Origin of the sequence: Paludisphaera sp. (assembly GCF_037189885.1) — a bacterium.
Taxonomy (GTDB): domain Bacteria; phylum Planctomycetota; class Planctomycetia; order Isosphaerales; family Isosphaeraceae; genus Paludisphaera.
This window is the reverse complement of the sequence record NZ_JBBCIR010000105.1, coordinates 12682-33463: the sequence shown is the minus strand read 5'-3', so window position 1 is coordinate 33463 and position 20782 is coordinate 12682. Positions and strand designations below refer to the sequence as shown.

At 70.1% G+C, this 20782-nt stretch carries 17 protein-coding genes; 4 read left to right on the top strand and 13 right to left on the bottom strand.

Annotated features, from left to right (window positions below; translation table 11 throughout):
* Window positions 1–4: 4 nt before the first annotated feature.
* The 6 genes from WG209_RS23670 to WG209_RS23645 form a co-directional block, all read right to left on the bottom strand.
* Window positions 5–1090, bottom strand: a complete 1086-nt coding sequence (locus tag WG209_RS23670) for an alpha/beta fold hydrolase (RefSeq protein ID WP_337177575.1) — start codon at window positions 1088–1090, stop codon at window positions 5–7.
* Window positions 1091–1187: 97 nt separating this feature from the next.
* On the bottom strand, window positions 1188–2471 hold the full coding sequence (gene fabF, locus WG209_RS23665; RefSeq protein ID WP_337177574.1) for a beta-ketoacyl-ACP synthase II: 1284 nt from the start codon (window positions 2469–2471) through the stop codon (window positions 1188–1190).
* A gap of 74 nt (window positions 2472–2545) precedes the next feature.
* Window positions 2546–3868, bottom strand: a complete 1323-nt coding sequence (locus tag WG209_RS23660; protein WP_337177573.1) for a beta-ketoacyl-[acyl-carrier-protein] synthase family protein — start codon at window positions 3866–3868, stop codon at window positions 2546–2548.
* Window positions 3869–4021: 153 nt separating this feature from the next.
* Window positions 4022–4573, bottom strand: a complete 552-nt coding sequence (locus WG209_RS23655) for a 3-hydroxyacyl-ACP dehydratase FabZ family protein (protein ID WP_337177572.1) — start codon at window positions 4571–4573, stop codon at window positions 4022–4024.
* Between the two features lie 143 nt (window positions 4574–4716).
* On the bottom strand, window positions 4717–5103 hold the full coding sequence (locus WG209_RS23650) for an acyl carrier protein (RefSeq protein WP_337177571.1): 387 nt from the start codon (window positions 5101–5103) through the stop codon (window positions 4717–4719).
* A 369-nt stretch (window positions 5104–5472) separates the two neighbouring features.
* Window positions 5473–6000, bottom strand: coding sequence for a 3-hydroxyacyl-ACP dehydratase FabZ family protein (locus tag WG209_RS23645; protein ID WP_337177570.1), 528 nt, complete (start codon window positions 5998–6000; stop codon window positions 5473–5475).
* Window positions 6001–6333: 333 nt separating this feature from the next.
* Here WG209_RS23645 and WG209_RS23640 point away from each other — a divergent pair, with 333 nt between their 5' ends.
* Window positions 6334–8421 (top strand): hypothetical protein, encoded by a 2088-nt coding sequence (locus WG209_RS23640; protein WP_337177569.1) that lies wholly within the window; start codon window positions 6334–6336, stop codon window positions 8419–8421.
* A 7-nt stretch (window positions 8422–8428) separates the two neighbouring features.
* On the opposite strand, the gene WG209_RS23635 is transcribed toward WG209_RS23640, so the two are convergent.
* Window positions 8429–9622: a M20/M25/M40 family metallo-hydrolase gene (locus tag WG209_RS23635; RefSeq protein ID WP_337177568.1), complete on the bottom strand. Its 1194-nt coding sequence runs from the start codon at window positions 9620–9622 to the stop codon at window positions 8429–8431.
* Window positions 9623–9728: 106 nt separating this feature from the next.
* Between WG209_RS23635 and WG209_RS23630 the strand changes: the two genes are divergently transcribed.
* On the top strand, window positions 9729–10061 hold the full coding sequence (locus WG209_RS23630; RefSeq protein ID WP_337177567.1) for a hypothetical protein: 333 nt from the start codon (window positions 9729–9731) through the stop codon (window positions 10059–10061).
* A gap of 138 nt (window positions 10062–10199) precedes the next feature.
* Here the strand turns inward: WG209_RS23630 and WG209_RS23625 are convergent, their stop codons facing one another.
* The 3 genes from WG209_RS23625 to WG209_RS23615 all read right to left on the bottom strand — a co-directional run bounded on the left by WG209_RS23625 (window position 10200) and on the right by WG209_RS23615 (window position 12863).
* Window positions 10200–11339, bottom strand: a complete 1140-nt coding sequence (locus WG209_RS23625; RefSeq protein ID WP_337177594.1) for a M20 family metallopeptidase — start codon at window positions 11337–11339, stop codon at window positions 10200–10202.
* Between the two features lie 118 nt (window positions 11340–11457).
* The gene (efp, locus tag WG209_RS23620) at window positions 11458–12021 is read right to left on the bottom strand and encodes an elongation factor P (protein ID WP_337177566.1); all 564 of its coding nucleotides are present in this window, start codon (window positions 12019–12021) and stop codon (window positions 11458–11460) included.
* Between the two features lie 179 nt (window positions 12022–12200).
* Entirely contained in the window at window positions 12201–12863 is a 663-nt protein-coding gene (locus tag WG209_RS23615; RefSeq protein ID WP_337177565.1) for a DUF1080 domain-containing protein, read from the bottom strand.
* Between the two features lie 577 nt (window positions 12864–13440).
* Here WG209_RS23615 and WG209_RS23610 point away from each other — a divergent pair.
* Window positions 13441–14592, top strand: coding sequence for a right-handed parallel beta-helix repeat-containing protein (locus WG209_RS23610; protein WP_337177564.1), 1152 nt, complete (start codon window positions 13441–13443; stop codon window positions 14590–14592).
* A gap of 542 nt (window positions 14593–15134) precedes the next feature.
* On the opposite strand, the gene WG209_RS23605 is transcribed toward WG209_RS23610, so the two are convergent.
* The gene (locus tag WG209_RS23605; RefSeq protein WP_337177563.1) at window positions 15135–16433 is read right to left on the bottom strand and encodes a hypothetical protein; all 1299 of its coding nucleotides are present in this window, start codon (window positions 16431–16433) and stop codon (window positions 15135–15137) included.
* Window positions 16434–16523: 90 nt separating this feature from the next.
* On the opposite strand from WG209_RS23605, the gene WG209_RS23600 reads away from it, so the two are divergent.
* Entirely contained in the window at window positions 16524–18122 is a 1599-nt protein-coding gene (locus WG209_RS23600) for a hypothetical protein (protein ID WP_337177562.1), read from the top strand.
* A 1-nt stretch (window position 18123) separates the two neighbouring features.
* Here the strand turns inward: WG209_RS23600 and WG209_RS23595 are convergent, their stop codons facing one another.
* Both WG209_RS23595 and WG209_RS23590 read right to left on the bottom strand, forming a co-directional pair.
* On the bottom strand, window positions 18124–19398 hold the full coding sequence (locus WG209_RS23595) for a hypothetical protein (RefSeq protein ID WP_337177561.1): 1275 nt from the start codon (window positions 19396–19398) through the stop codon (window positions 18124–18126).
* Window positions 19399–19488: 90 nt separating this feature from the next.
* Entirely contained in the window at window positions 19489–20745 is a 1257-nt protein-coding gene (locus WG209_RS23590) for a lactonase family protein (protein WP_337177560.1), read from the bottom strand.
* Window positions 20746–20782: the final 37 nt, after the last annotated feature.

The window sequence follows — 20782 nt, the reverse complement described above, 5'->3', positions numbered from 1 at the left end:
GAGGTCAGCCGGTGACGGGGGAGGCGACGTTGGCGACCAGCCCCGGCGCGACGACGCGGCCCGGGCTCGCCGCGCCGGCGAAGGATGAGACCTCGGATTCGTCCGCGACCTCGGCCAGCGGCCGACGCGGGGCGTGGCGGTCGACGAAGTCCTCCAGGCGGTGTGCGTAATCGTCGGGCTCGGTCTCGCGGCAGCGGTTGTGCTTCGCGCCGGCCACCATCCATTGCTCCTTCGGCTCGCGGGCGCACGCGAAGAACTCGCGGGCGATGTCCGGGCCGATGTACACGTCGCGCGTGCCGTGGATCTGGAGCCAGGGCCGCGGCGAGAGCCGCTCGACGGCCCGCTCCAAGCTCGGATAGTGGCAATTCCGGTTGCGCTCGGTCCCCGCCCGCGAGACGTCGCCGAGGGTCGAGAAGATGAACCGGGGGACGAGTCGGAGGAACCACTTGGCCCGGACGAAGATCTCCGCCCAGCGGATGATGTAGGCCGTCATCGTGCCGCGCGTCGGGAACGCGCCGTCGGTCACGACGCCCCAGACGTCGGGCTCGTCGGCCGCCGCCAGGATCGCCGTCCCACCGCCCCGGCTGACGCCGAACAGGCCGAAGCCGGCGAGGTCCCGATCCGGGCGCGAGCGCAGGTAGGCCAGCGCGGCCCGGAGGTCGTCGACCTCGTGGTTCGAGGCGTACTGGAGCGGCTCGTACTTCGGGTCGACGTCGCTGCGCCCGTGGCTGCGGAAGTCGAAACTGAAGATGTCGAAGCCGCGATCCCGCAGGTGGTCGAGGTACGGGGCGTAGCTCCAGCGGTCGCTGAGGAACTCGTGGCAGAAGACCAGGACGCCGACCCGCGAGTCGGTCCGGGCCTTGAAGTAGCTCCCTCGCAGGGTCAGGCCCTGGGGCGAGGGGAACTCGGCCGGCTCGCCCACGTCTTCCGGGGTCAGCTTCAGCGGCAGGAACATCGGCCGCTCCTCGAAGATCCGCCGGATCACCGAGGCGTACGCCCAGATGCAATACAGCAGGAAGCCGCCCATGACGACGACCGGCGCGAGAATGACGAGCGACAGGATGAGGATCAGCGAGGAGAGGCCGGCCACGGATGCGCCCTCGATGTTGGTATTGGCCCGCCGTCGCGCCCGGCCGCCGCCCCGGATGGCCCTGGGGGGCGGCCCGACGATCGGCGACGCGCTGCGGTCAGTCGGTGTAGCGCTTGAGGATCAGGGTGATGTTCTGCCCGCCGAAGCCGAAGCTGTTGGAGAGCGCGACGTCGACGTGCTTCTTCCTCGCCTCGAGCGGGATATAGTCGAGGTCGCACTCCGGGTCGGGGTTGTCGAGGTTGATCGTCGGCGGGAGGACGCCGTCGCGGATCGTCAGGAGGCAGACGATGGCCTCGACGCTCCCCGCCGCGGCGATCAGGTGGCCCATCATGCTCTTGGTGCTGGAGATGGGGACCTTGTAGGCCGTCTCCCCGAACGTGCGCTTGATCGCCAGGGTCTCGATCGAGTCGTTGACCGACGTGCTGGTGCCGTGGGCGTTGATGTAGTCGATGTCTTCCGGCGTTACGCCCGCCCCGTCGAGGGCCTCGCGGAGGCAGGCGATGGCGCCGCGGCCCTCGTCGTGGCTGTCGGTGATGCGGAAGGCGTCGGCCGTGGAGCCGTAGCCGACGATCTCGCCGTGGATCCTGGCCCCGCGCGCCTTGGCGTGCTCGAGTTCCTCAAGGATGAGCATGCCGGCGCCCTCGCCGATGATGAAGCCGTCGCGGTCGCGGTCGAACGGGCGGCTGGCCTTCGTCGGCTCGTCGTTGCGGGTCGAGAGGGCCGTCAGCAGGATGAACCCGGTCACGCCGAACGGGTGGATCATGCTGTGCGTGCCGCCGGAGAGCATCACCTCGGCGCAGCCGTGGCGGATCATCTCGTAGGCCTCGCCGATCGCCTGCGAGCTGGCCGCGCAGGCGGTGAGGCAGTTCGAGTTCGCCCCCCGGGCGCCGAACCGGGCCGCCAGGTGCGCCGCGGGGGTCCCGGGCTCCTGCTCGGACTCGTGGATCACGTGCAGGTCGTGGACGCCATGCTTCGTGAATTCCTCGGTGGAGACCTTCCCCGCCTTGCCCGTCTTGTAGATGAGCTTCACGAAACGGACGAAGTCCTGCTGGCCTTCCCCCGCGCCGAGGTAGACGCCGAACCGGGTCCGGTCGAGCGCCTCGTGCTCGGCCAGGCCGGAGTCGTCCATGGCCATCTTGGCGGCGGCCAGGGCGAATCGGGTGTTGCGCGAGTGCTCGGCCCAACGCCCGGCGTCGTCGATGTACTCGGCCAGGTCGAAGCCCTTGACCTCGGCGGCGATCCGGGTGGGGAACGTGTGGGCGTCGAAAAGCGTGATCGGCCCGACGCCGCTCCGGCCGGCGAGGAGCGCCGACCAGGTCGACTCGACGTCCCTCCCCAGTGGGGTGACCATTCCCATTCCTGTGACGACGACCCGACGCATGGGGCGACTCGCCGGGCCGAGGCCCGACCTCCTGGAGGACCGAGATCGATCGTTCGAACTCGCGGGGCCCGCGCTCAACCCGCGTCGGCGACCGGGCCGCCCCGGACGACGACGGCGGCGGCCTGGCCGTTGATGGTGACGTTGGTGTTCACGAAGATCGGCGAGCCCGCCGGCCGCGGCTCGCCCGTCACGACGTCGATCTCGCACGCCGGGTCGAGGTCGTCGCAGTTGATGGTCGGCGGGACGAGCCCGCGGTTGACGCCGACGAGGCTGGCGATCAGCTCGACCGCCCCCGCCCCGGAGGCGATGTTGCCCAGGTGGCCCTTCAGCCCGGTCACCGGCACCTTGCCCGGCCCGAAGACGCGCCCGAAGGCCCTCGCCTCGGCCAGGTCGCCGACCGGGAAGCCCGCGGCGTGGGCGTTGACGTGGCCGACGTCCGCCGGCCCGATCCCCGCCTCGCGGAGGGCCGAGCGGATGGCGACCTCGGTCCCGCCGCCGTCCGGATCCTGGCCCCCGGCGGGCATGGCGTCGCAGCCCGACCCCGCGCCGAGGATCTCGCCGTGGATCGTGGCCCCGCGACGCAGGGCGTGTCCCAGCTCCTCCAGGATGAGGATACCGGCGCCCTCCCCCGCCAACGTGCCGTCGCGGCGGGCGTCGAACGGGCGGAGGCCCGCGGAGGGCTCGCCGTCCCAGCGGGACATCGTCCCGTACAGGCCCATCCGGGCCAGGCTGAGCGGGTGGATCTTGGAGTCCGCCCCGCCGGTCACCATGACGTCGGCCTTGCCGCGGGCGATGATCCGGGCGGCCTCGGCGACGGCCAGGTTGGAGGAGGCGTCGGCCTCGGTGATCGAGTTGCTGGGGCCCTGGCAGTCCATCAGGATGGAGATGTGGCAGGCCAGCATGTTCGGCAGGTACTTGAGCAGCCAGATCGGCTCGACGACGCCGATCGCCTCCCGTCCCCAGGTCGAGAAGTCGAATTGCCCGGTGGCCGAGGAGGCCATCGCGATGGCCGGCGCCAACTCGTCGAGGTCGGTCGAGATCAGGCCGGCACCGAGGTCGATCCCGATGCGGGTCGGGTCGACGCCCCCGTCGACGAGCCCGGCGTCGCTCACGGCGCGCTGGGCGGCGGCGACGGCGAGCTGGATGTCCCGCGCCATGTACTTCCGACTCTTGCCCAGCGCCTTGCGGAACTTCGGCAGGGCGTAGCCCTTCAGGAAGTCGAAGTCGCGGATCTCGGCGACGATGTCGCAGGGGAGGCCGGCGACCGGGAACGACTCGATCCGCTGGAGCGCACCCCGCCCGGAAGCGAGGCGCTCCCAGATGCGATCGGGGGTGTCGCCCAGGGGGGTGACGAAACCCAGCCCGGTGATGACGACGCGGCGTTCGGAACCAAGCATGAATGACCCGTCGATTTTCCGTGGAGCGCCCGGTCGATCTCTCGCGGGGCTTCGCCCGGCCCGAGGCCGGACGCGGGGCCCCCGCGCAACGTCACCGACCCCCGTGTGCCTACATTCTACCCGAGATTCGCCGTCGTGGCGACAACCGCCGCCTCAACTCGCCGGCGAGGAGGCGGGAGGCCCGCCCTCGGCCTGGCCGTCGGCCGCCGCGGCCCCGGCGTCCTGCTCCTTGGCCCGCTGCTGGGCCTTGGCCAGGTCGAGCACGCCGAGGAGCTGCTGCGTGAAGACGAAGTTCTTGGGGCCGAAGATCTGGTTGGCCCGCGTGTTGTCCAGGTGGGCGAAGACGATCTCGGCGTCGCAGAGCAGCTCGCCGGCCAGGAACGCCTTCGCGTCGACGACGGCCCCCTCGGCCCGCAGGTCGGTCAGCGTCACCTCGTAGGTGAGCTGGTCGCCGGCGCAGGCCACGCCGAGGAACTCGGCCCGGGGAATCTTGGCGAGCACGACCTTCTCCGTGAAGTTGCTCGCCTCGCCGACCAGGATCCCCCCCGTCTGGGCCAGCCCCTCGATGATGAGGGAGGCGGGCATCACGGGGTAGCCCGGGAAGTGGTCGTGCAGGTGCTCCTCGGCGAGCGTCAGGTTCTTGATCGCTCGCGCGAACTGACCGCTCCGGAACTCGGTGAACTTGTCGATCCAGATCCATCGCATGGTCGGGCGCGCCGCGGGGCCGGAGGGGGAAGAGAAGGAGGCGGGCCGGGCTGCCGGCCCGACGAGGACGACGCGGGGGCGTTGGCCCCCCGCCGTCGGCTCGCGGGTCGTTCGGCTCGGCCCGATCGAGGCGGGGGCCCGCCTCAGGCCGCCAGCTTGCTCTGGACGTACTGGACCAGCATGTCGACCGTGTAGAGGTCGCCCATCTTCTCGACGTCCGGGTCGGACTCGAACTTCGAGAGGTCGGCGAACGGCAGCCGGGCCTTCAGCTCCGACACGCCCTTGGACGTCAGCCTGCCGTCGGCGATCCACTCGGGATCGGCGACCAGGTTCTCCGGGAACAGCTCGCCGCGCGGGATCTTGATCCCGAAGTTCCGCTCCAGGCGGAAGACGATGTCCAGGAAGTCGATCGACTCGGCGCCGAGGTCCCCCTGGAGCGTCGACTCGCGGGTGACGTCGTCCTCATCCACGCCGAGGGCGTCGACCAGGGTGGACTGGACCTTCTCGAAGATCTCGTCGTATGCGGGCATGTCATCCTCGGGATAGAAGGGGTACAGGGCTCGCACTCGATCCCCGGTCGAATCGGGACGCGGACGTGCCTGCGATCAAGTCGGCTCACTTAATCGTCGGCGGGATCGGGGTGCGAACTTCAAGGGGGCGGGTCTCAAGGCGTGGGCCCGATTCGCTGGCGGGGAAGATTCCGGTTCCTTCGGCCTGGTCCCGGAAGCTCGCCCGGCATTGTCCCGCAAATCGGGATTCCTTGCAACACCACTAACTCTGGGCAATCATACGGCCCGACCCGGCGGGACGCGGCGACTTTCCGGCCCCCGTCGGGGCCGGTCGCGACGCCCGCGCCGGTCGCGACGGTGGCGCGGCCGACGTGGGGACGGAGGGCGGCGTCAGTTCAGCTTGACCCCGGCCGGCTCGGGGGTCCGCGCGATGGCCCTGGCGCCCACCGACCCCTTGCGGAGCGTGGAATACAGGTCGCGCAGGCCCGCGACGATCGTGGCGTCGGTCGCGTGGAGGGTCGGGTTCTTGTCGCGGAGGTTGTATCGGGTCAGGATGATGCGCCCCTTGACCATCTCCTGCCCGTCGATGAGCCCGACGCCCTTGAAGGTCGCCAGGGGGGCCTCGTTGGAGATCATCTCCACCTTCAGCTCGAGCTGGCGACCGGGCTCCACGAAGCTGCCGTACTTAATCGTCCTGGCCTGCTTCAGCAGGATGATGCTGTGGGCGAAGTCCTCGGTCTCGCGGATCAGCCACGCCCCGGCCTGGGTGAGCGCCTCCAGCATGAGCACGCCGGGCATGACGGGGAAGCCCGGGAAGTGGTCGGCGAGGTATTCCTCGGCCAGCGACAGGTTCTTGACGGCGTGGAGCGAGCGGCCCGGCTGGACGTCCAGGATCCGGTCGATGAGGACGAAACGCATGGAAGCTCCCGAGATCAAGAGGGCGAGACTCAAGGGGCTCGACTCGCGAGCCGTCCGGTATCCGACACGTCGCGGGGATCCGTCGCGGGCGACCCCGCATCATATCGCCGGCCGACGCCCTCTCACAAGGGGACGGGCGTCGACGGGGAGCGGGCGGCGGGGCCTCCAGCCCCTTTCGATGTGAGGATACAACCTGGGCGTCGGCGGTCAAATGGGGGAGGCCCGCGCGCGCCGTTTCAACCTAGGATCTCGGCCGTCTCGGCCCTATACTTGAAATCATGTCGGTCCCGAGGCGCGGGATTCGGCCTCGTCCACACCCGACGGAGAGTCCCGATGATGGCGTCGAGCCTCCTCGGCGTTGCATGCCTGCTGACCGCCGCGTCGGCAACCTCTCACCCCACGGGCCCGGTCGACTGGTCCCGCGACGGCCGCTGGATCGCCTGGACGGCCGTCGAGGCGGCCGACGCGCCCGCCCTGCCCCGCGGCTGGCTGCTACGGACCGAGGCGCCGCCTCCGCCCCCCGCCGGCGCGCCCGGCCGCCGGATCCATCGCGTATGGGCCGCGCGGTTCCCGTCGCTGGAGAGCGTGCTCATCCAGGAAACGGCCGATCCGGTGTCTTCCCCCTGCTGGTCGGCCGACGGCCGCGCGATGGCCTACGCCCGGTTCGTGCCGTCGGACCCCGACGGGGGGGGGGACCGCCGAGGTCGATTCGAGGTCGTGGTCCGTTCCGGGCTCGACGAGGAGCGAGTCGAGGTCATCCATCCCGACCTGACGCTGGACGCCGCCGGTCGCGAGGCGATCGCCTCCATCAGGCCGGCGCTCGGTCCCGACGGCCGCCGGGTGGCGGTGCCGCGACCGGGGTCGCCGGCCGGCTTCTGGCTGGTGTCGCCGGGGGGAGCCGGGGGCGGGGCCGTCGAGACCTTCGAGGACGGCCTCTCCCCCACCTGGTCGCCCGACGGTCGGCGGCTGGCCTACCTGACCGTGGAGCCGGGCCCCGGCGGCGCGCCCCTGGTCGCGCTGCGGGTCAACCCGTCGCGGCTTGGGGACGAGCGCCCGTTGTGGGTCGACTCGTCGTTGACCACCGACTTCCTGGGCTGGGCGTCGGACGGCCAATCCTTGCTGGCGATCACGAACCCCCTCCGCGGGCCGCTGCGGAACGCTCAGCGGGATCTCGTCCAGATCGACCTGGACGGCCGCATGCTGGGCCGCCCCTCGACCCTGGAGGCCATCCCGCCGGCCGACAATCAGCGCCGGCTCCGCGGGCCGGGCCTGATCGGCCCCCGCGAGAGGCCCGCCTCGATCCGCGTGGATCTGTCGATGGACGAGACCCAGGAGGAGGGGATCTGTCTCATCGAGACGGGGGACGAGGAGCAGGTGCTCCGCTGGGGGAACGTGCGGACGCAGAACACCTTCAAGCGTTTCCACCCGCTCGACGCCGGCATGCGGATCGGCTCCCCCGCCCTCGCGCCGGACGGCCGGACGGCGGCCTTTCGCGTGGACGACGGGACGGGCGCCGGCCTCCTGGCCCTGATCGACCTCGACACGGAGGAGCTGACGCTCCTGGCGCCGGACGAGACGACTCGTCGTCGCTGGCTCGACCGGCTGGCCGATTGCGCCCTGGCCCATCTCCGCGAGTGGCTTCCGAGCGGGGACGAGACCCCGTCGCGCCCCACGGCCCTGCCGATCCTCGCCGAGTTGGGCGGCGTCCACCCCCGGCGGTACACGCTCGGCCGGCTCGCCCGCTTCGCCGCGCCGCTGCTGAAGGAACCGGCCGAGGGGGAGACGGACGGGCTCGACGAGTTCCGGCTATTCTTCTCGTACTTGAACCAGGATTACGACTCCGCCTCGCGCTGGCTCGATGCCGTCGAGGCCGCGACCGAGGACCCCGACGCTCGACTACGCTTGCTGGGGCTCCGCGCCCAGATCCTCCTGGGGGCCGGCAAGGTCGACGCCGCCCGCGGGATCATCGACTACCTCGGGCGGGAGGCCCGATCGACGGCCATGTCGATCGAGGAGGCGGCGGGCGGGTACGTCCTCGCGGACGAGGCGTCCCCCCAGGCCGGCTGGGTGGCCCACCTGCGCGAGAAGTCGTCGGACGCGGCGCTTCGGCGGATGGGGGTGGGCCTCGATGGCCGCCCGCTCAGCACGGAGCCGGCCGACCCCTTCGCCGCCTTCGAGGAGGGGGACGACCAGGATCGGATGCCGAACGCGCCGTTCGCGCCCGCCCCGGACGGCGATCCGGGGATCGTCCCGATCGTCCCGGACGAGTTCAATCCCCCCGGCCTCCGTCCCGACAACTTCATCCCGCCCCCCGCCCCGGGCCCCCGCCCGCCGGGGCTCCTCCCTCGCTTTGCCCCCTTCCCCCCCGCGCCTCGCCCTGGCGTCGGCGCGGGGCCGATCCGGCTCGAAGTGGTGGATTAGCCAGGCGTCAGAAGGCCGTCATCAGCACGATCCGGGCGGCCTGGATGACGCTCGCGCGCTCGGCCGGCGTGACGGCCCCCCGCTCTGCGACGCCGTCCAGGGTCCGCAGCGCGTTGGCGATCACGAGGCCCTGCACCGCGTTGAGGCCCAGGGTATCGCCGTGGGCTCGGAGCGCCCGGAGGACGTCCCTCAGCGCGAGGGCTTCCTCCAGCGGATGATCGGGCCGGTCGTCCCACCGGGGGAGCGAGTCGGCGTCCCCGGCGCGGGCGACGATCCGGTGGATGACCCGGCTGATCTCCGCGAGCTTCGGGTAGTCGAGCGTCTCCGGCGTGTCGGTCGGCGCGTGGTAGTCGGGGTTCTCGCCGGTGCTGAAGAACAGGAACGGGACCTTGCGGGTCCGGAACGGCCCGTAGTCGCTGCGGTTCAGGACCAGCAGGTCGGCTCCCAGCACCCCCATGCGGACGGGACGGCCCGCGACGGCCTCGTGGAGCCAGGGGCGGAGCGACGGGATGTGCTCGGTCCCCATCACGAAGAAGAGGTCCTCGCAGACGCCGCCGAACGACCTACCGATCATGTCGGCGGTGATGAACAGGTCGATGGACTCGATCGGGAACGGCGGCCTGGACGTGAAGTACCGCGAGCCATAGAGCCCGACTTCCTCCTGATCGAACGCGACGAAGACGAGCGACCGCCGGGGCTTCTCCGCCCGCTCGACGAGGCACCGGGCCGATTCGAGCATCATGGCGACGCCCGACGCGTTGTCGTCGGCGCCGGGGTAGAGGACTCCGCGACGGACGCCCAGGTGGTCGTAGTGGGCCGAGAGGATCACGTGGCGCGCGGCCAGGGTGGCGTCGCTCCCGCGGAGGATGGCGCCCACGTTCCGTCCCGCCGTCTGGACCGGCGGCGCGGCGGGGATCTCCTGGAAGTAGTCGCCGTCGAACAGCGGCTCCAGGCCGAGGCGGCGGAATTCGTCGGCGATCAGCCCGGCGGCCCTTCGCCCCCCTTCCCCGCTCCGGCCCTCCATCTCGGGAGACGCGAGCGTCTTGACCCAACGTTCGAGGTTCGGCCGCTCGGGTTCATCGCCTTGCGCGGCACACACGCCCGAGCCGAGCGTGACGACGAGCGTCGCGACCGCGAGGAACCATCGGATCGAGGCGACCGGCGCCGCCGTCGCGGGCGGGCGACTCTTCGCGGGAGTCATAACCATTCCTCGGGGGTGGAAATTCTCGCGGAGCATCGCCGCGCGGCCCGGGATCGTGTGGCAAGTTGATCCTGGATCGGGTTGAAACCCTACACGGAGGTGGATCGTGTCGCGAGGTTCATGGATCACGGCGTTCGCTCTGGCCCTGGCGTTCTCGCTGGGCGGTTCGGCGAAGGCCCAGGACTGGAACGACTACCTGCACTGGCCGTACGTGCCCCCGCAGGTCCCCGGCAACGGGTTCGAGTACCAGGGCCTGTACGACGGCTGGTACAAGTACCCCCGGGAGCAGCGGATCGTGCCCCAGATCCAGGGCCCGTACTACCGCAACTTCTACGGCGGCTACCGAGTGCTGGGCAAGTTCCGGCACCCCCACGGCTGGCACGACTGGAACAAGAAGAAGTTCTACCAGGGCAACCACTTCACGATGGACGTCTTCTGAGCCGACCCGGTCGGGTCGCTCCGGGGCGACGACATCGGAGGCCTGGGGCCTCGCATCTCGTCGGGACGCTCCCGATGGAAGCCGCCCCGCCCCCCTCTCCCAAGGGGGGCGGGAGCGGCTTCCTGCTTTTCGGGCCGGTCAGGCCAGGGCCAGGGCGATGCGGTAGTAGGCCTCGGAGGCCAGGGCCACCTGCTCCAGCTCGATCCACTCGTCCTTGGTGTGGGCCTGGGCGATGTCGCCGGGGCCGAAGACGATCGCCGGGATCCCGGCCTCCCCCAGTGGGCCGGCGTCGGTGCCATACGGGACGCCCACCAACTCCGGCCGACGGCCGACGGCCGCGGCGACGGCTTCCGCCAGCGGATCCATCCACGGGCCTATCGCCGTCTCGAGCGCCGGCATGCGCGTCCACGCGGGGAGGAACGTCACGCCCTCCAGGCCGCAGCGCTGGGCGACAAACCGGCGCACGCGCTCGACGGCCGCGTCGGGGGTCTCGCCGGGGATCAGGCGGCGGTCGATCTCGATCTCGCACTCGTCCGGCACGATGTTGACGCTCTGCCCCCCCTGGATCCGGCCGACCGACATCGTCGGCGAGCCCAGCTTGGGGTGGGGCGTCGCGTGGGCCAGGTCGTCGGCGTGCTCGGCCATGGCCCCCACCACCTCCGCCATCCGGTAGATGGCGTTGGAGCCCAGGTGGGGCGTGGAACTGTGGCAGGCCACCCCGCCGGTCTTCACCTTCCAGCGCACCGAGCCCTTGTGCCAGGGGACGACGTCCAGCTTCGTCGGCTCGGCGACGATCGCCAGGGTCACGTCCTTCTCGGTCTGGGCCAGGAGGCTCGAGCCGATGTGCGTGTATTCCTCGTCGACGGTGCAGGCGAGGACCACCGACGCCGACCGCTCGGGCCGCTCCACCCAGAGGCGGCGGAAGGCCATGAGCATGGCCGCCATCCCCCCCTTCACGTCGCAGGCGCCGCGGCCGTACAGCCGCCCCCCCTCGACGCGGGGCTCGAACGGCGGGATCGTCATGCCGTCGACGGGCACGGTGTCCTGGTGGGCGTCGAACAGCAAGGTCGGGGCGGCGGGGTCCGGCGCGGTGTAGCGCGCCAGGAGGTTCGACCGCCCGGGGGCGGCCTGCTGGCGGACGACCGGGATGCCGGCCTCCAGGAACCACGCTTCCAGGAAGGTGCTGACGCGACCTTCATAATACTCCGGGCCGCTCACCGCCCTCCCCATCGGGTTCACGCTGGGGATGGCGACGAGGTCGGCGAGGAGGCTTGTCATCTCATCCACGGTCCGCGGCCTCCGTCGGCGGCTGGCTGGGCGAGCGGCTCCGGCCGGGCGGGATGGCTCGAAGTCGCCCCCGCCCCGCGTCGGCCGCGTCGAGGCGACGCCTCGCGGCTCACTTCACCCGTTCTAGGTATTCGGACGTGCGCGTGTCGATCCGGATCTTCTCGCCCGGCTTGATGAACGGCGGCACCTGGACCTTCAGGCCGGTCTCCAGCACCGCCTCCTTGTACTGGTTCGTCGCCGTGGCGCCCTGCAGCGCCGGCGGCGTGTCTGCCACCGCCAGCTCGACGGAGTCCGGGATCTCGATCGAGACCGCCTTGTCGTTGATGTACTTGACCATCACCTTCGAGTTCGGCAGCAGGAAGCTCATCGACGTGCCGATGATCTCGGGCGAGAAGTGGAGCTGGTCGTAGGTCTCGGTGTCCATGAAGACGTGCTCGTCGCCGGCGGAGTAGAGATACTCGTACTCCTTCGTCTCGACGAACGGGACCTCGATCTGGTCGACGGAACGCAGGCGCTTGTCGATCAGGGTCCCGGAGTTCATGTTCCGGAGCTTGGTCTGGACCATCGCCCGGAGGTTGCCCGGGGTGTGATGGGCGAAGTCCACGACGACGTAGTTCACGCCTTCCATCGTGATCACCATGCCGCGGCGGATGTCGTTCGCTTTGATCATCATGGAGGTAGCGTCTCTCAACTTGCGACGGACGGCCGCGGCCGATCCCTCTCGCCGCGCCGTCCTCGGATGGATGGTCGACGACGCCGCGGCGCCGCGCGAGGAAATCGGCCGATCGAATTTACTGGCCCCACGCCGATTTGCCTAGTGCGGCCTTCACTTCCGGCGTCGGGGCGGCCCCGTCAGTCGGCGGCCTGGCCGGGGGCCAACTCGCGGATCGTCACGTCCTTCCAGCGGACCTCGTAGGGGCCGGTCCCCCTGGCGATGCCGTGGACCTGGAGCCCGATGAACCCTTCGGAATCGCGGCCGTCGCGGAAATCCGCGGTCGGCACGCCGTTGACCCAGGAGCGGTAGCGGTCGCCCTGGACGACGATCCGGTAGCGATTCCAGCCCTGGTCGTCGAACGCCTTCTCGGCCTCGGGGGACTTCGGCCCCTCGCCGTCGATCCACTTGCCGTCTCGGGCCTCGTCGTAGAACTTGCCGGCGGTGCCGTTGTTGGCGATCTCGCACTGGGGGCCATAAAGCCGACGCAGGCCCTGGTCGTCGGGGTCGCGGAGGTGGCTGCGGACCTGGACGCCCGAGTTCAGCTCGGGATCGCACTTCACGTCGAACTCCAGCACGAAGTCCTTGAACGGACCCTTGCAGAGGAACGTGTTGCCCGACCCCTCCACCGTCTTCCCGACGATGGCGCCTCCCTCGACGCGATACTCGGCCGTGCCGCTCTCGACCTTCCAACCGTCGATCGACTTGCCGTCGAAAAGGGGCTTCGCCCCCTCGTCCTCGGCCGAAACGATCGACGAGGCGAGCACGGCGGCCAATCCCACGGCGAAACGGAAACGCGACATCTCGGACCCCGGGGCTAGAGGAAGATTCCCTGTTACGTTCGATCCGTCGATCATACGACGACGGACGGCCCGACACGAGGCACCGCCGCCCCCTGGCTCCGTTTGGCTTCGTTCGCGCGCCATCCTTGAAGACTATAGGAGTCGCAAGTCGTTGCTTTGCAAGCTGTGTAGGCGAAAAATTCGGTCGTGAAATTTGGCTTCGTTCGTCGAAATCGAATCGCTTTTTCAACGCTCGGGCGCGGTGACAGCCGTCACGCCGGACAGGCCCATGGTCGGCCGAGGCGGACCGGCCCATGGGACCTCTCATCACGTGGCTACCACTCCCAGGCCTAGCCTCCGCGGCCACGGAGGACGTTCCCTCCCCCACGGCTGGGCTCGACGTTCGCTCGCTGCTGACGAATTGCCAAGGATCATCCGACTCTCGATACACTCCGCGGCCCGCGCCATTTAGTTTCATGTTTCCGGGAATCCTGGCGGAATCCGCGGGCGGACCGTCCATCGCCCGGACCATTGACCACGACCGGCGACACGCGCACGCTAGCATCCGGGCTCTGCCCTGCCCCGAGGAGGCGTGACGATGGCGATGATGCTGACGCTTGTGGCGTGTCTCGCGATGGACGTCGAGGCGACGGACGACGCGGGGCTGCGTCGGGCCCTGGCCGAGGCTCGGCCGGGGACGACGATTCGAGTGGCGTCCGGCGACTACGCCGGGGGCGTCTTCGCGCGCGACCTGCGCGGCGAGCCCGGTCGGCCGATCGTGATCCGCGCGGCCGACCCCGATCGACCCCCCGTCTTCCGGGGGGGAAACTCGGCCTTCCACCTGTCGCGGGTGTCGCACGTCGAGCTGCGCGACCTCGTGGCGGAGGGGGCGACGGCCAACGGGATCAACATCGATGACGGAGGCGACCTGGCGAATCCCTCCCACCACGTCGTCCTGGCCGGGCTGACGGTCCGCGACGTCGGGCCGGACGGCAACCGCGACGGGATCAAGCTATCCGGCCTGGCCGATTTCCGCGTGGAAGGCTGCGCGATCGAGCGATGGGGCCGCGGCGGATCGGGGATCGACATGGTCGGGTGCCGAGACGGCGAGATCGTCGATTGCACGTTCCGCCACGGCGACGAGGTGGGGGCCAACGGCGTCCAGATGAAGGGGGGGACGCGCGACGTGGCGGTGCGTCGGTGTCGGTTCGAGCACGCGGGCGGTCGCGCCGTGAATCTCGGCGGCAGCACCGGGATGGCGTACTTCCGGCCCCGGCCCGAGGGCTTCGAGGGGAAGGACCTCATCGTCGAGGACTGCACGTTCCTCGGCTCGGGCGCGGCGGTGGCCTTCGTGGGGGTCGACGGCGCCACGGTTCGCCGGAACATCATCTACCGGCCGAGGTCGTGGGCGTTCCGCATCCTCCAGGAGACCCGCGACGAGGGCTTCGTCCCCTCGCGCGGGGGCAGGATCGAGCGGAACCTCATCGTCTTCCGGGCCGACGAGTGGAAGGGGGCGGTGAATGTCGGCTCGGGCACCGCGCCCGAGACGTTCACCTTCGCCGGCAACGCCTGGCACGCGCTCGACGACCCGAGTCGAAGCAATCCGACGCTCCCCGTCGCCGAGTCGGGGGGCGTTCACGGCGTTGAGCCCCACTTTATCGATGCCCCGTCCGGCGACCTTCGCCTGGATCCCCGGCATCCCGATCCTCGGACGGAATCCGGGACTATTTATTCCGGCCGCCGGCCTTGATAGGCCGAGCGAATTCACCCGGGGAGAATGTGGTCGTGGCACTGACGCGCTGCCTGGAATGTGGTTGTCTGGTGAGCGAGCGGGCAGACGCGTGCCCAAAATGTGGCAATCCGAGTCGTTTCTTCACGGCGACGTCCCCTCCGGAACCCCTGGTCGCCATGGATGGCGGCCCGGTGGCCGCTTCCAACACCAGGGAACTGACCGGCCCCTGCCCCTCGTGCCACGCCACGGCGAGATTCGTTACTCCGAGCCTCACGGAACAGGCGAGTGTCGTCGCGTCCGAGATCGACGGCGATACACGCGATAATATTATCAAGCGCGTTATCATCTCATCGATTCGCGATCTGGCGAACACCTTTCGAGGTGGGAAGGTGGCTCCGTTATACAAGTGCGGACGTTGTGATTCTTGCTGGTATATATGCGGCCATTGCGCGCGGCCCAATCATCCCAGGGTCAATCGCCAAGGCAGGTGCGATTACTGCCAGAAGCCGATGATCACCTGAGCAGACCAGGGAAATCGTTTCGGATACCATGAGGCTCCCTCAGCGCGCCGCCGTGGGGGGGGCCAGGCGGACGAGCTTCCCGCCGCCGCCCGGCAGGTGAAGCTCGACGCGGGAAGCCTGGGCGGGGGTCCATTGGCCGGTGATGGCGTCGTAGACCTCCAGCGGGGCCGGGGCGACCAGGGTGGTCGTCCGATCGGCCTTGTAGTCCAGGTTCACGACCATCGCGTGGGAAGCGCCCTCGCCGGCCGGGCCGAAGAGGCCGATCAGGATGCCGCGGGCGCGGTCCCCCGGCTTGAACTCCTCGGGGGCGATGGGCGGGTCGAGGCGGAACGGTTCTTCCGCGGGGAGCGGGACGGCACCCGGGGGCGTCATCCCCGCGTGATAGACCGCGAGGGAACGGAGCGGCTGGAGTTCGCGGGCGATCGCGACGAACTCGCGATTGAGGGTCTCCACCGCCCGATAGCGCGGCGAGGGCTGGCCGTCGGGGTCGATCATCCCGCCGTCATGCTTCGGGTACTGGTAGACGTAGTACGAGATGCCCTGGGCCCCGTACGCGAGCGTGGTGTAGACGAGGAACCGCATCTCCTCGGGGCCCGGGACGCGAGGGCTGCTGGGGGACGCGGCGGTGCCAGGCACCCAGGAGCTGGCCTGGACGATGTTCAGGAACGGCAGGTCGGATTCCAGGGCCTGCTTCCGCACCAGCGCCAGGTTGAGGAAGTAGTCCGGGGCGTCGTCGCCGCGGCGGAACTGGTAGTGGTCGTAACTCAGCATGGCCGGGCGGACGACCTCGACGAAACGCCGCAGGTGCTCCTCGTACGCCTGGACGATCGGCCCCTCGACGCCGAGCTGCTCGTTGTCCGCGTAGGTCGGCAGGAGGTTGATGTACGCGAGATGGGCCGGGTCGCGCTCTCGCAGGAAGGCCACCAGTTTCCCAAGTGCCGGGAACGCCCCGGCGCTCGGCTCGTCGACGAGGTGGTAGGCGTACATCGCCGGGTGCTCCCGCACGCGCTCGATGAGCGCGGCCAGGGCCTCGCGACGACCGTCATCCTCGAGCGAGGCGGGGACGATCACGGGATCGGAGAGGAGCCCTCGCAACCCGTGCCGATGGGCGACGTCCAGCTCCTCGACGCTGGAGCACCAGGCCAGGTTCCACCCCCCGGCCGCGATCCGGTCCGCCGCGGCGTCGTCCAGCGGCCCGCCCCCCGGGAATCCAGGCCCGGCCCAGTAGGCGACGATCGGCTCGCCCACCTTCCAGGGTTCCTCGGCGCGAGCGGCGGCGAGCGAGGCGGCGACTGTCATCATCAATACGAGCGACGCGAGCCGGAATCGGCGTCTCATGTCCACTTCTCCTCTCGGGCGGGCCCATGCTCGCCCCCCGTGAGCGTAGCAGCCCGCGCGGGGCATCGCAACTTTTCAAGGAGTGCTCGCATGAACTTGTTCTCGCGAAGTTGCTGGGCGTCCGGCTGCCTCTCCTGGGCGTTCGCCATCGCGGCGACGACGGCCGCCGCCGATGAGCCGCCCGCGGTGATGTTCACCGTGACGGTCGATCGCGGGGCGGATGTGGGCCAGGGCTTCGGGTCGCTGTTCGAGGCGGCCAGCGAGGACGGGGCGCTCGTGGTCGGCGCGGGCTTCCAGGATGGCTACAACACGCAACTGCGGGGCGATCGGCACGCCTTGCGGTTCTTCGTCAGGCCGACCGACGGAACTCGGTCCTTCCGGGTGGAGGAACTGCCCCGGCCGAACGACCTGACCGGCACCTATCTCTCGGGCCTCGACGAGGTCGTCCGCTCGACGCATGGCGGGCTCAAGGCCTGGGACCCGGCGGCGGGGGCGTGGCGGATGGAGCCGGACGTCGGCGGCACTCAGGAGGTCATGAGGCTGGGCGACGGGCTGCTCGAATTCGGCGACGGCCAGGTCAGGTTCGACGGGCGGACGATCCTGCCGCCGGCGGAGCGCGGGAAGTATCAACTGTTCTATTACGCGAACGGCTACCTCTGCTTCTACCACGTCGAGCGCGGCGGCCGAGGCTACCGGCCGTTCGAGGACGACGCCGACGGCTTCAGCAAGCTTTACGCCTGCCCGTGGACGCCGTGGGAGCCGCGCGTCGACCTCGCCCGCGCGAGCGTCCTCACGCTTCCGGTCGTCGGCGAGATGACGTTCGCCTGGGGGCGGATCGGCGATCAGGTCGTCACCGGCTCGAACATCGGCGGCTTCTACGTCCTGGAGGAAGGCCGCTGGCGGATGCTGCTCGAACCGAACCTGACGGTCAGCTACCAGCTCTATTCGACGTTGCCGTTCCACGGCCGACTGCTCATGGGACAGTATCCGACCGGCCGCTTGTTCGAGTACGACGGCCGATCGATCGTCGACCTGGCCGGCTGGCCGCCGGTGCCGCCGGGCGTCTCCCCGAGCGCCCGCGAGGCGCAGACGACGGCGGTCTACGGGGGCGAGCTGCTGGTCGGCGTCTGGCCGTGGGGAGAGCTATGGCGGCAGGGCCCCGACTCGGGACGCTGGGAGATGATCCGGCGCATGTTTGACCACCCCCCGGCCTCCGACGCGACCGTGCACCCCTACGAGGCCGAGAGCCGCGACCTGCCGGTGGCGAATCTGTGGGGCCAGCGGATCACGAGCCTGGTGACCAGCGGCGATTCGCTGTACGTGTCGACCTCGGCCAAGAGCCCGTCCGAGTGGGAGCCGGAGCGATACCCGTTCCTCGCGCCGGATCGGTGGAAATCCTACGGCGCGGTGTATCGCGTCACGACGCCCGGCCACCTCGGCGCGGCGACGGCCTGGACCGACGGCCCGACGACGTTCGAGCTGTCGATCCAGGGCCGCCGGATGACGATCGCGCAGGACGGCGAGCGGCTCGCGACGGCGGACATTACCGGCCCGCTCGGGGACAAGCTCCCCGGCCTCGCCAGGCTCAAGCCGGTCCGCTGGGGCGACGGCCTGTACGGCCCATTCGGCGGCGCGACGCTGGAAGGGGCCGTGGCGGCCGATGCTCGCGCCTCGGCCGCGACGCCGTGACTCAGGCCTTGGGCTTGAGGAACAGGACCTCGCCGCGCTCGATCCAGCCCTTGCGGAGGTCCATGCGGAACCAGCCCTCGCCGTTCTTCTCCTGGAAGCGGAGCGGCGAGCGGGGGCCGAACTCGGCCAGGTCGTACTCCACCCAGGTCTGGCCCATGTCCGGCGAGTAGGCGATGCCGGTGGCGAGCGTCGAGGCCGGGGCGCAGTGCCCGGCGAACATCACGCCATCCTGGATGAGCAGGTTGGCCATCTCGAACGGCGCGTCGAACAGGCGGGTGTGCTTCGAGGGGTCGGCGAGGTCGGTCGGGGCGCAGCGGAAGATGCCGCGGTCGTAGGGCTGGTCTTCCGGCTTGGGGCCGTTGGCGTCGGCCGCCCAGTAGAGCTGGTTGTCGACGAAGTTGATCCCGCCCGACTTGTAGCGCGAGTTCGAGTTCACCGAGACCAGGACGACCCACTTCCACGCATCAGCCCGCGCGTCGTACTCGCCGCGCAGCCAGTGGCATTCGTGGCCCTCGCCGCGGTCGATGTCGCCGGTGCAGGCGTAGAAGGCCCGCTCGGCCGGGTTGAAGGCCACGCTGTGGATGTGGCGGCAGATGACGGGATTCGAGGGGTCGCCGAGGAATGATCCCGGCTCCGCGCCCGGCTCCTGGAAGTGGGGGTTGCGGCCGAAGGAATAGGCGAGCTTCACCGTCCGGCCGTCGTCGGTGGAGTAGAAGATGTTGACCGGGACCGCGCCTCCCATCACGTTGCAGTAGTTCCCCCAGACGAGCATCTCGCGGCCGTCGACGTCCCAGGTGTGCACCCCGTCGAGCGGGTGGAAGTACCAGCCGGGCTGGTCCGGATCCTTGGGCTTGTGCGGGAGGTAGTCGCGGCCCTCGCGATCCTTGACGATGATCTCGTTATATGACTTGAGACCATCGGTGCTCAGGTACAGCTTCTCGCGAGTGGCGAACAGGATCTCGCCGCCCTTCTGGAAGCAGCTGAAGGTGATGTTCTCGGCGTCGGGGAACGGCGTCTCGCGGGACCAGGTCTTGGCGTTGTCCTCGGAGAGGAAGATCCGATCCCCCTTGAAGCCGAATGCCCGATCCCCGCGCTGGGAGTCGATGTAAGGCCCCTCGGGGGCGAGGCGATACCAGAAGTGCGGGGTCTCGCCGATCTCGCCGGGGGCCGTCGCCCGGAGGCTCGCCCGCGCGGGTCGCATCAGGCCGCCGGCCGCCGTCGCCGCGACGGCCGCGCCCAGGAACATCCGCCGAGTTTGATTCTGGTTCGAGGGCATCGTCGGGCGTCTCCGTGAACCGGGTCGGTGGAAGGTCGAGATCCGACCCATCGGACCACGGAGGGGGCGACGGTTCAAGGATTCGGCGGGCTAGCTTCCCGCCGCCAGGTCCAGGAACGCGACGTGCGACGGGTTGCCGACCGGGGCATAGTGGCCGGTGAACGCGAGGCCGCCGGAGCGTCCGTCGACGCGGAAGACGGCGACGTGATCCGCCCGCTGGTTGCAGCAATAGAGGAAGCGGCCGGTGGGGTCGAGGGTGAAGCTGCGCGGGTAATTGCCGCGGGTCCATTCCTCGCCGACGTACGTCAGCGCGCCGTCCGGGCCGACGGCGAAGATGCCGATGGAGTCGTGCAGCCGGTTCCCCGCGTAGACGAAGCGACCGTCCGGCGAGACTAGGATCTCCGACGTGAAGTTGCTCCCCGCGTAGCCCGGCGGCAGAGACGAGATCGTCTGGCGGCGCGTAAGACGGCCGGCGTCGTGGTCGAACAGGACGATCGTCGAGCCCTCCTCCTGGATCGAGTAGAGCCAGCGACCATTGGGATGGAAGTGGAAGTGCCGGGGGCCGTCTCCCGGGGGCAGGGTCGCGAACGGCGGGTCGTTGGGGGTCAGCATGCCGGCCTGGTCGTCGAACTTCCACGAATAGATGCGATCCAGCCCGAGGTCGACGTGGAGGGCGAACTTGCCCGACGGGTCGGCCTGGATCATGTGGGCGTGGGTCCGGTCGTGGCCGCTGAAGGCGAAGCTCCCCCGGGGCGCGTTCGTCGCGCGTCGAGGGCCGACCTCCCCCTCGTCGACCTGGACGTCGGTCGCCTCGCCGAGCCGGCCGTCGGCGTGGATGGGGAGCACCGCGACGGAGCCGCCGAAGTAGTTGGCGACCAGCAGGAACCGCCCCGACGGGTGGATATCCGCGTGGGTCGGCCCCGCCCCGCCCGACTTGACGGAATTCAGGAGGGTCAACGCGCCGGTGGCGCGGTCGATGGCGAAGGCCGCGACGCTGCCCTGGCGGTCGTCGCCGACGCGGTCGGTCTCGTTGGTGGAGTAGAGGACCGTCCCCGCCGCGTTGACGACGAGCCGGCTCGGGCTGGTCCCCATCTCGTGCACGCCCGCCGGCTCCATCGACCCGGTCGCGCGATCGACGCGGAATATGTGGATGCCCCTCCCGTTCCCCGGCGGCAGATCCACCTGGGTCGGCAAGACGTCGCGGAGAGGGGAGCTGAACGTCCCGACGTAGGCGATCAAGGGCGCGTCGCCCGCCGCGCGCGAGGCGCCGCCCAGCAGCGGGGCCGAGCCGACCAGGGCGGCGGAGGTCTTGAGGAACCTGCGGCGTGAGCGTGTCGGCGGGGTCATGGGCGGGCCCTTGCGGGTGGGGACGGGGATGGGACTG

Excerpts from the sequence above, each read along its gene's own strand:
- fabF (WP_337177574.1), bottom strand. The coding sequence starts at position 2,471 with ATGCGTCGGGTCGTCGTCACAGGAATGGGAATGGTCACCCCACTGGGG.
- WG209_RS23660 (WP_337177573.1), bottom strand. The coding sequence starts at position 3,868 with ATGCTTGGTTCCGAACGCCGCGTCGTCATCACCGGGCTGGGTTTCGTC.
- WG209_RS23655 (WP_337177572.1), bottom strand. The coding sequence starts at position 4,573 with ATGCGATGGATCTGGATCGACAAGTTCACCGAGTTCCGGAGCGGTCAG.
- WG209_RS23650 (WP_337177571.1), bottom strand. The coding sequence starts at position 5,103 with ATGCCCGCATACGACGAGATCTTCGAGAAGGTCCAGTCCACCCTGGTC.
- WG209_RS23645 (WP_337177570.1), bottom strand. The coding sequence starts at position 6,000 with ATGCGTTTCGTCCTCATCGACCGGATCCTGGACGTCCAGCCGGGCCGC.
- WG209_RS23640 (WP_337177569.1), top strand. The coding sequence starts at position 6,334 with ATGATGGCGTCGAGCCTCCTCGGCGTTGCATGCCTGCTGACCGCCGCG.
- WG209_RS23635 (WP_337177568.1), bottom strand. The coding sequence starts at position 9,622 with ATGACTCCCGCGAAGAGTCGCCCGCCCGCGACGGCGGCGCCGGTCGCC.
- WG209_RS23625 (WP_337177594.1), bottom strand. The coding sequence starts at position 11,339 with ATGACAAGCCTCCTCGCCGACCTCGTCGCCATCCCCAGCGTGAACCCG.
- efp (WP_337177566.1), bottom strand. The coding sequence starts at position 12,021 with ATGATGATCAAAGCGAACGACATCCGCCGCGGCATGGTGATCACGATG.
- WG209_RS23615 (WP_337177565.1), bottom strand. The coding sequence starts at position 12,863 with ATGTCGCGTTTCCGTTTCGCCGTGGGATTGGCCGCCGTGCTCGCCTCG.
- WG209_RS23610 (WP_337177564.1), top strand. The coding sequence starts at position 13,441 with ATGGCGATGATGCTGACGCTTGTGGCGTGTCTCGCGATGGACGTCGAG.
- WG209_RS23605 (WP_337177563.1), bottom strand. The coding sequence starts at position 16,433 with ATGAGACGCCGATTCCGGCTCGCGTCGCTCGTATTGATGATGACAGTC.
- WG209_RS23600 (WP_337177562.1), top strand. The coding sequence starts at position 16,524 with ATGAACTTGTTCTCGCGAAGTTGCTGGGCGTCCGGCTGCCTCTCCTGG.
- WG209_RS23595 (WP_337177561.1), bottom strand. The coding sequence starts at position 19,398 with ATGCCCTCGAACCAGAATCAAACTCGGCGGATGTTCCTGGGCGCGGCC.
- WG209_RS23590 (WP_337177560.1), bottom strand. The coding sequence starts at position 20,745 with ATGACCCCGCCGACACGCTCACGCCGCAGGTTCCTCAAGACCTCCGCC.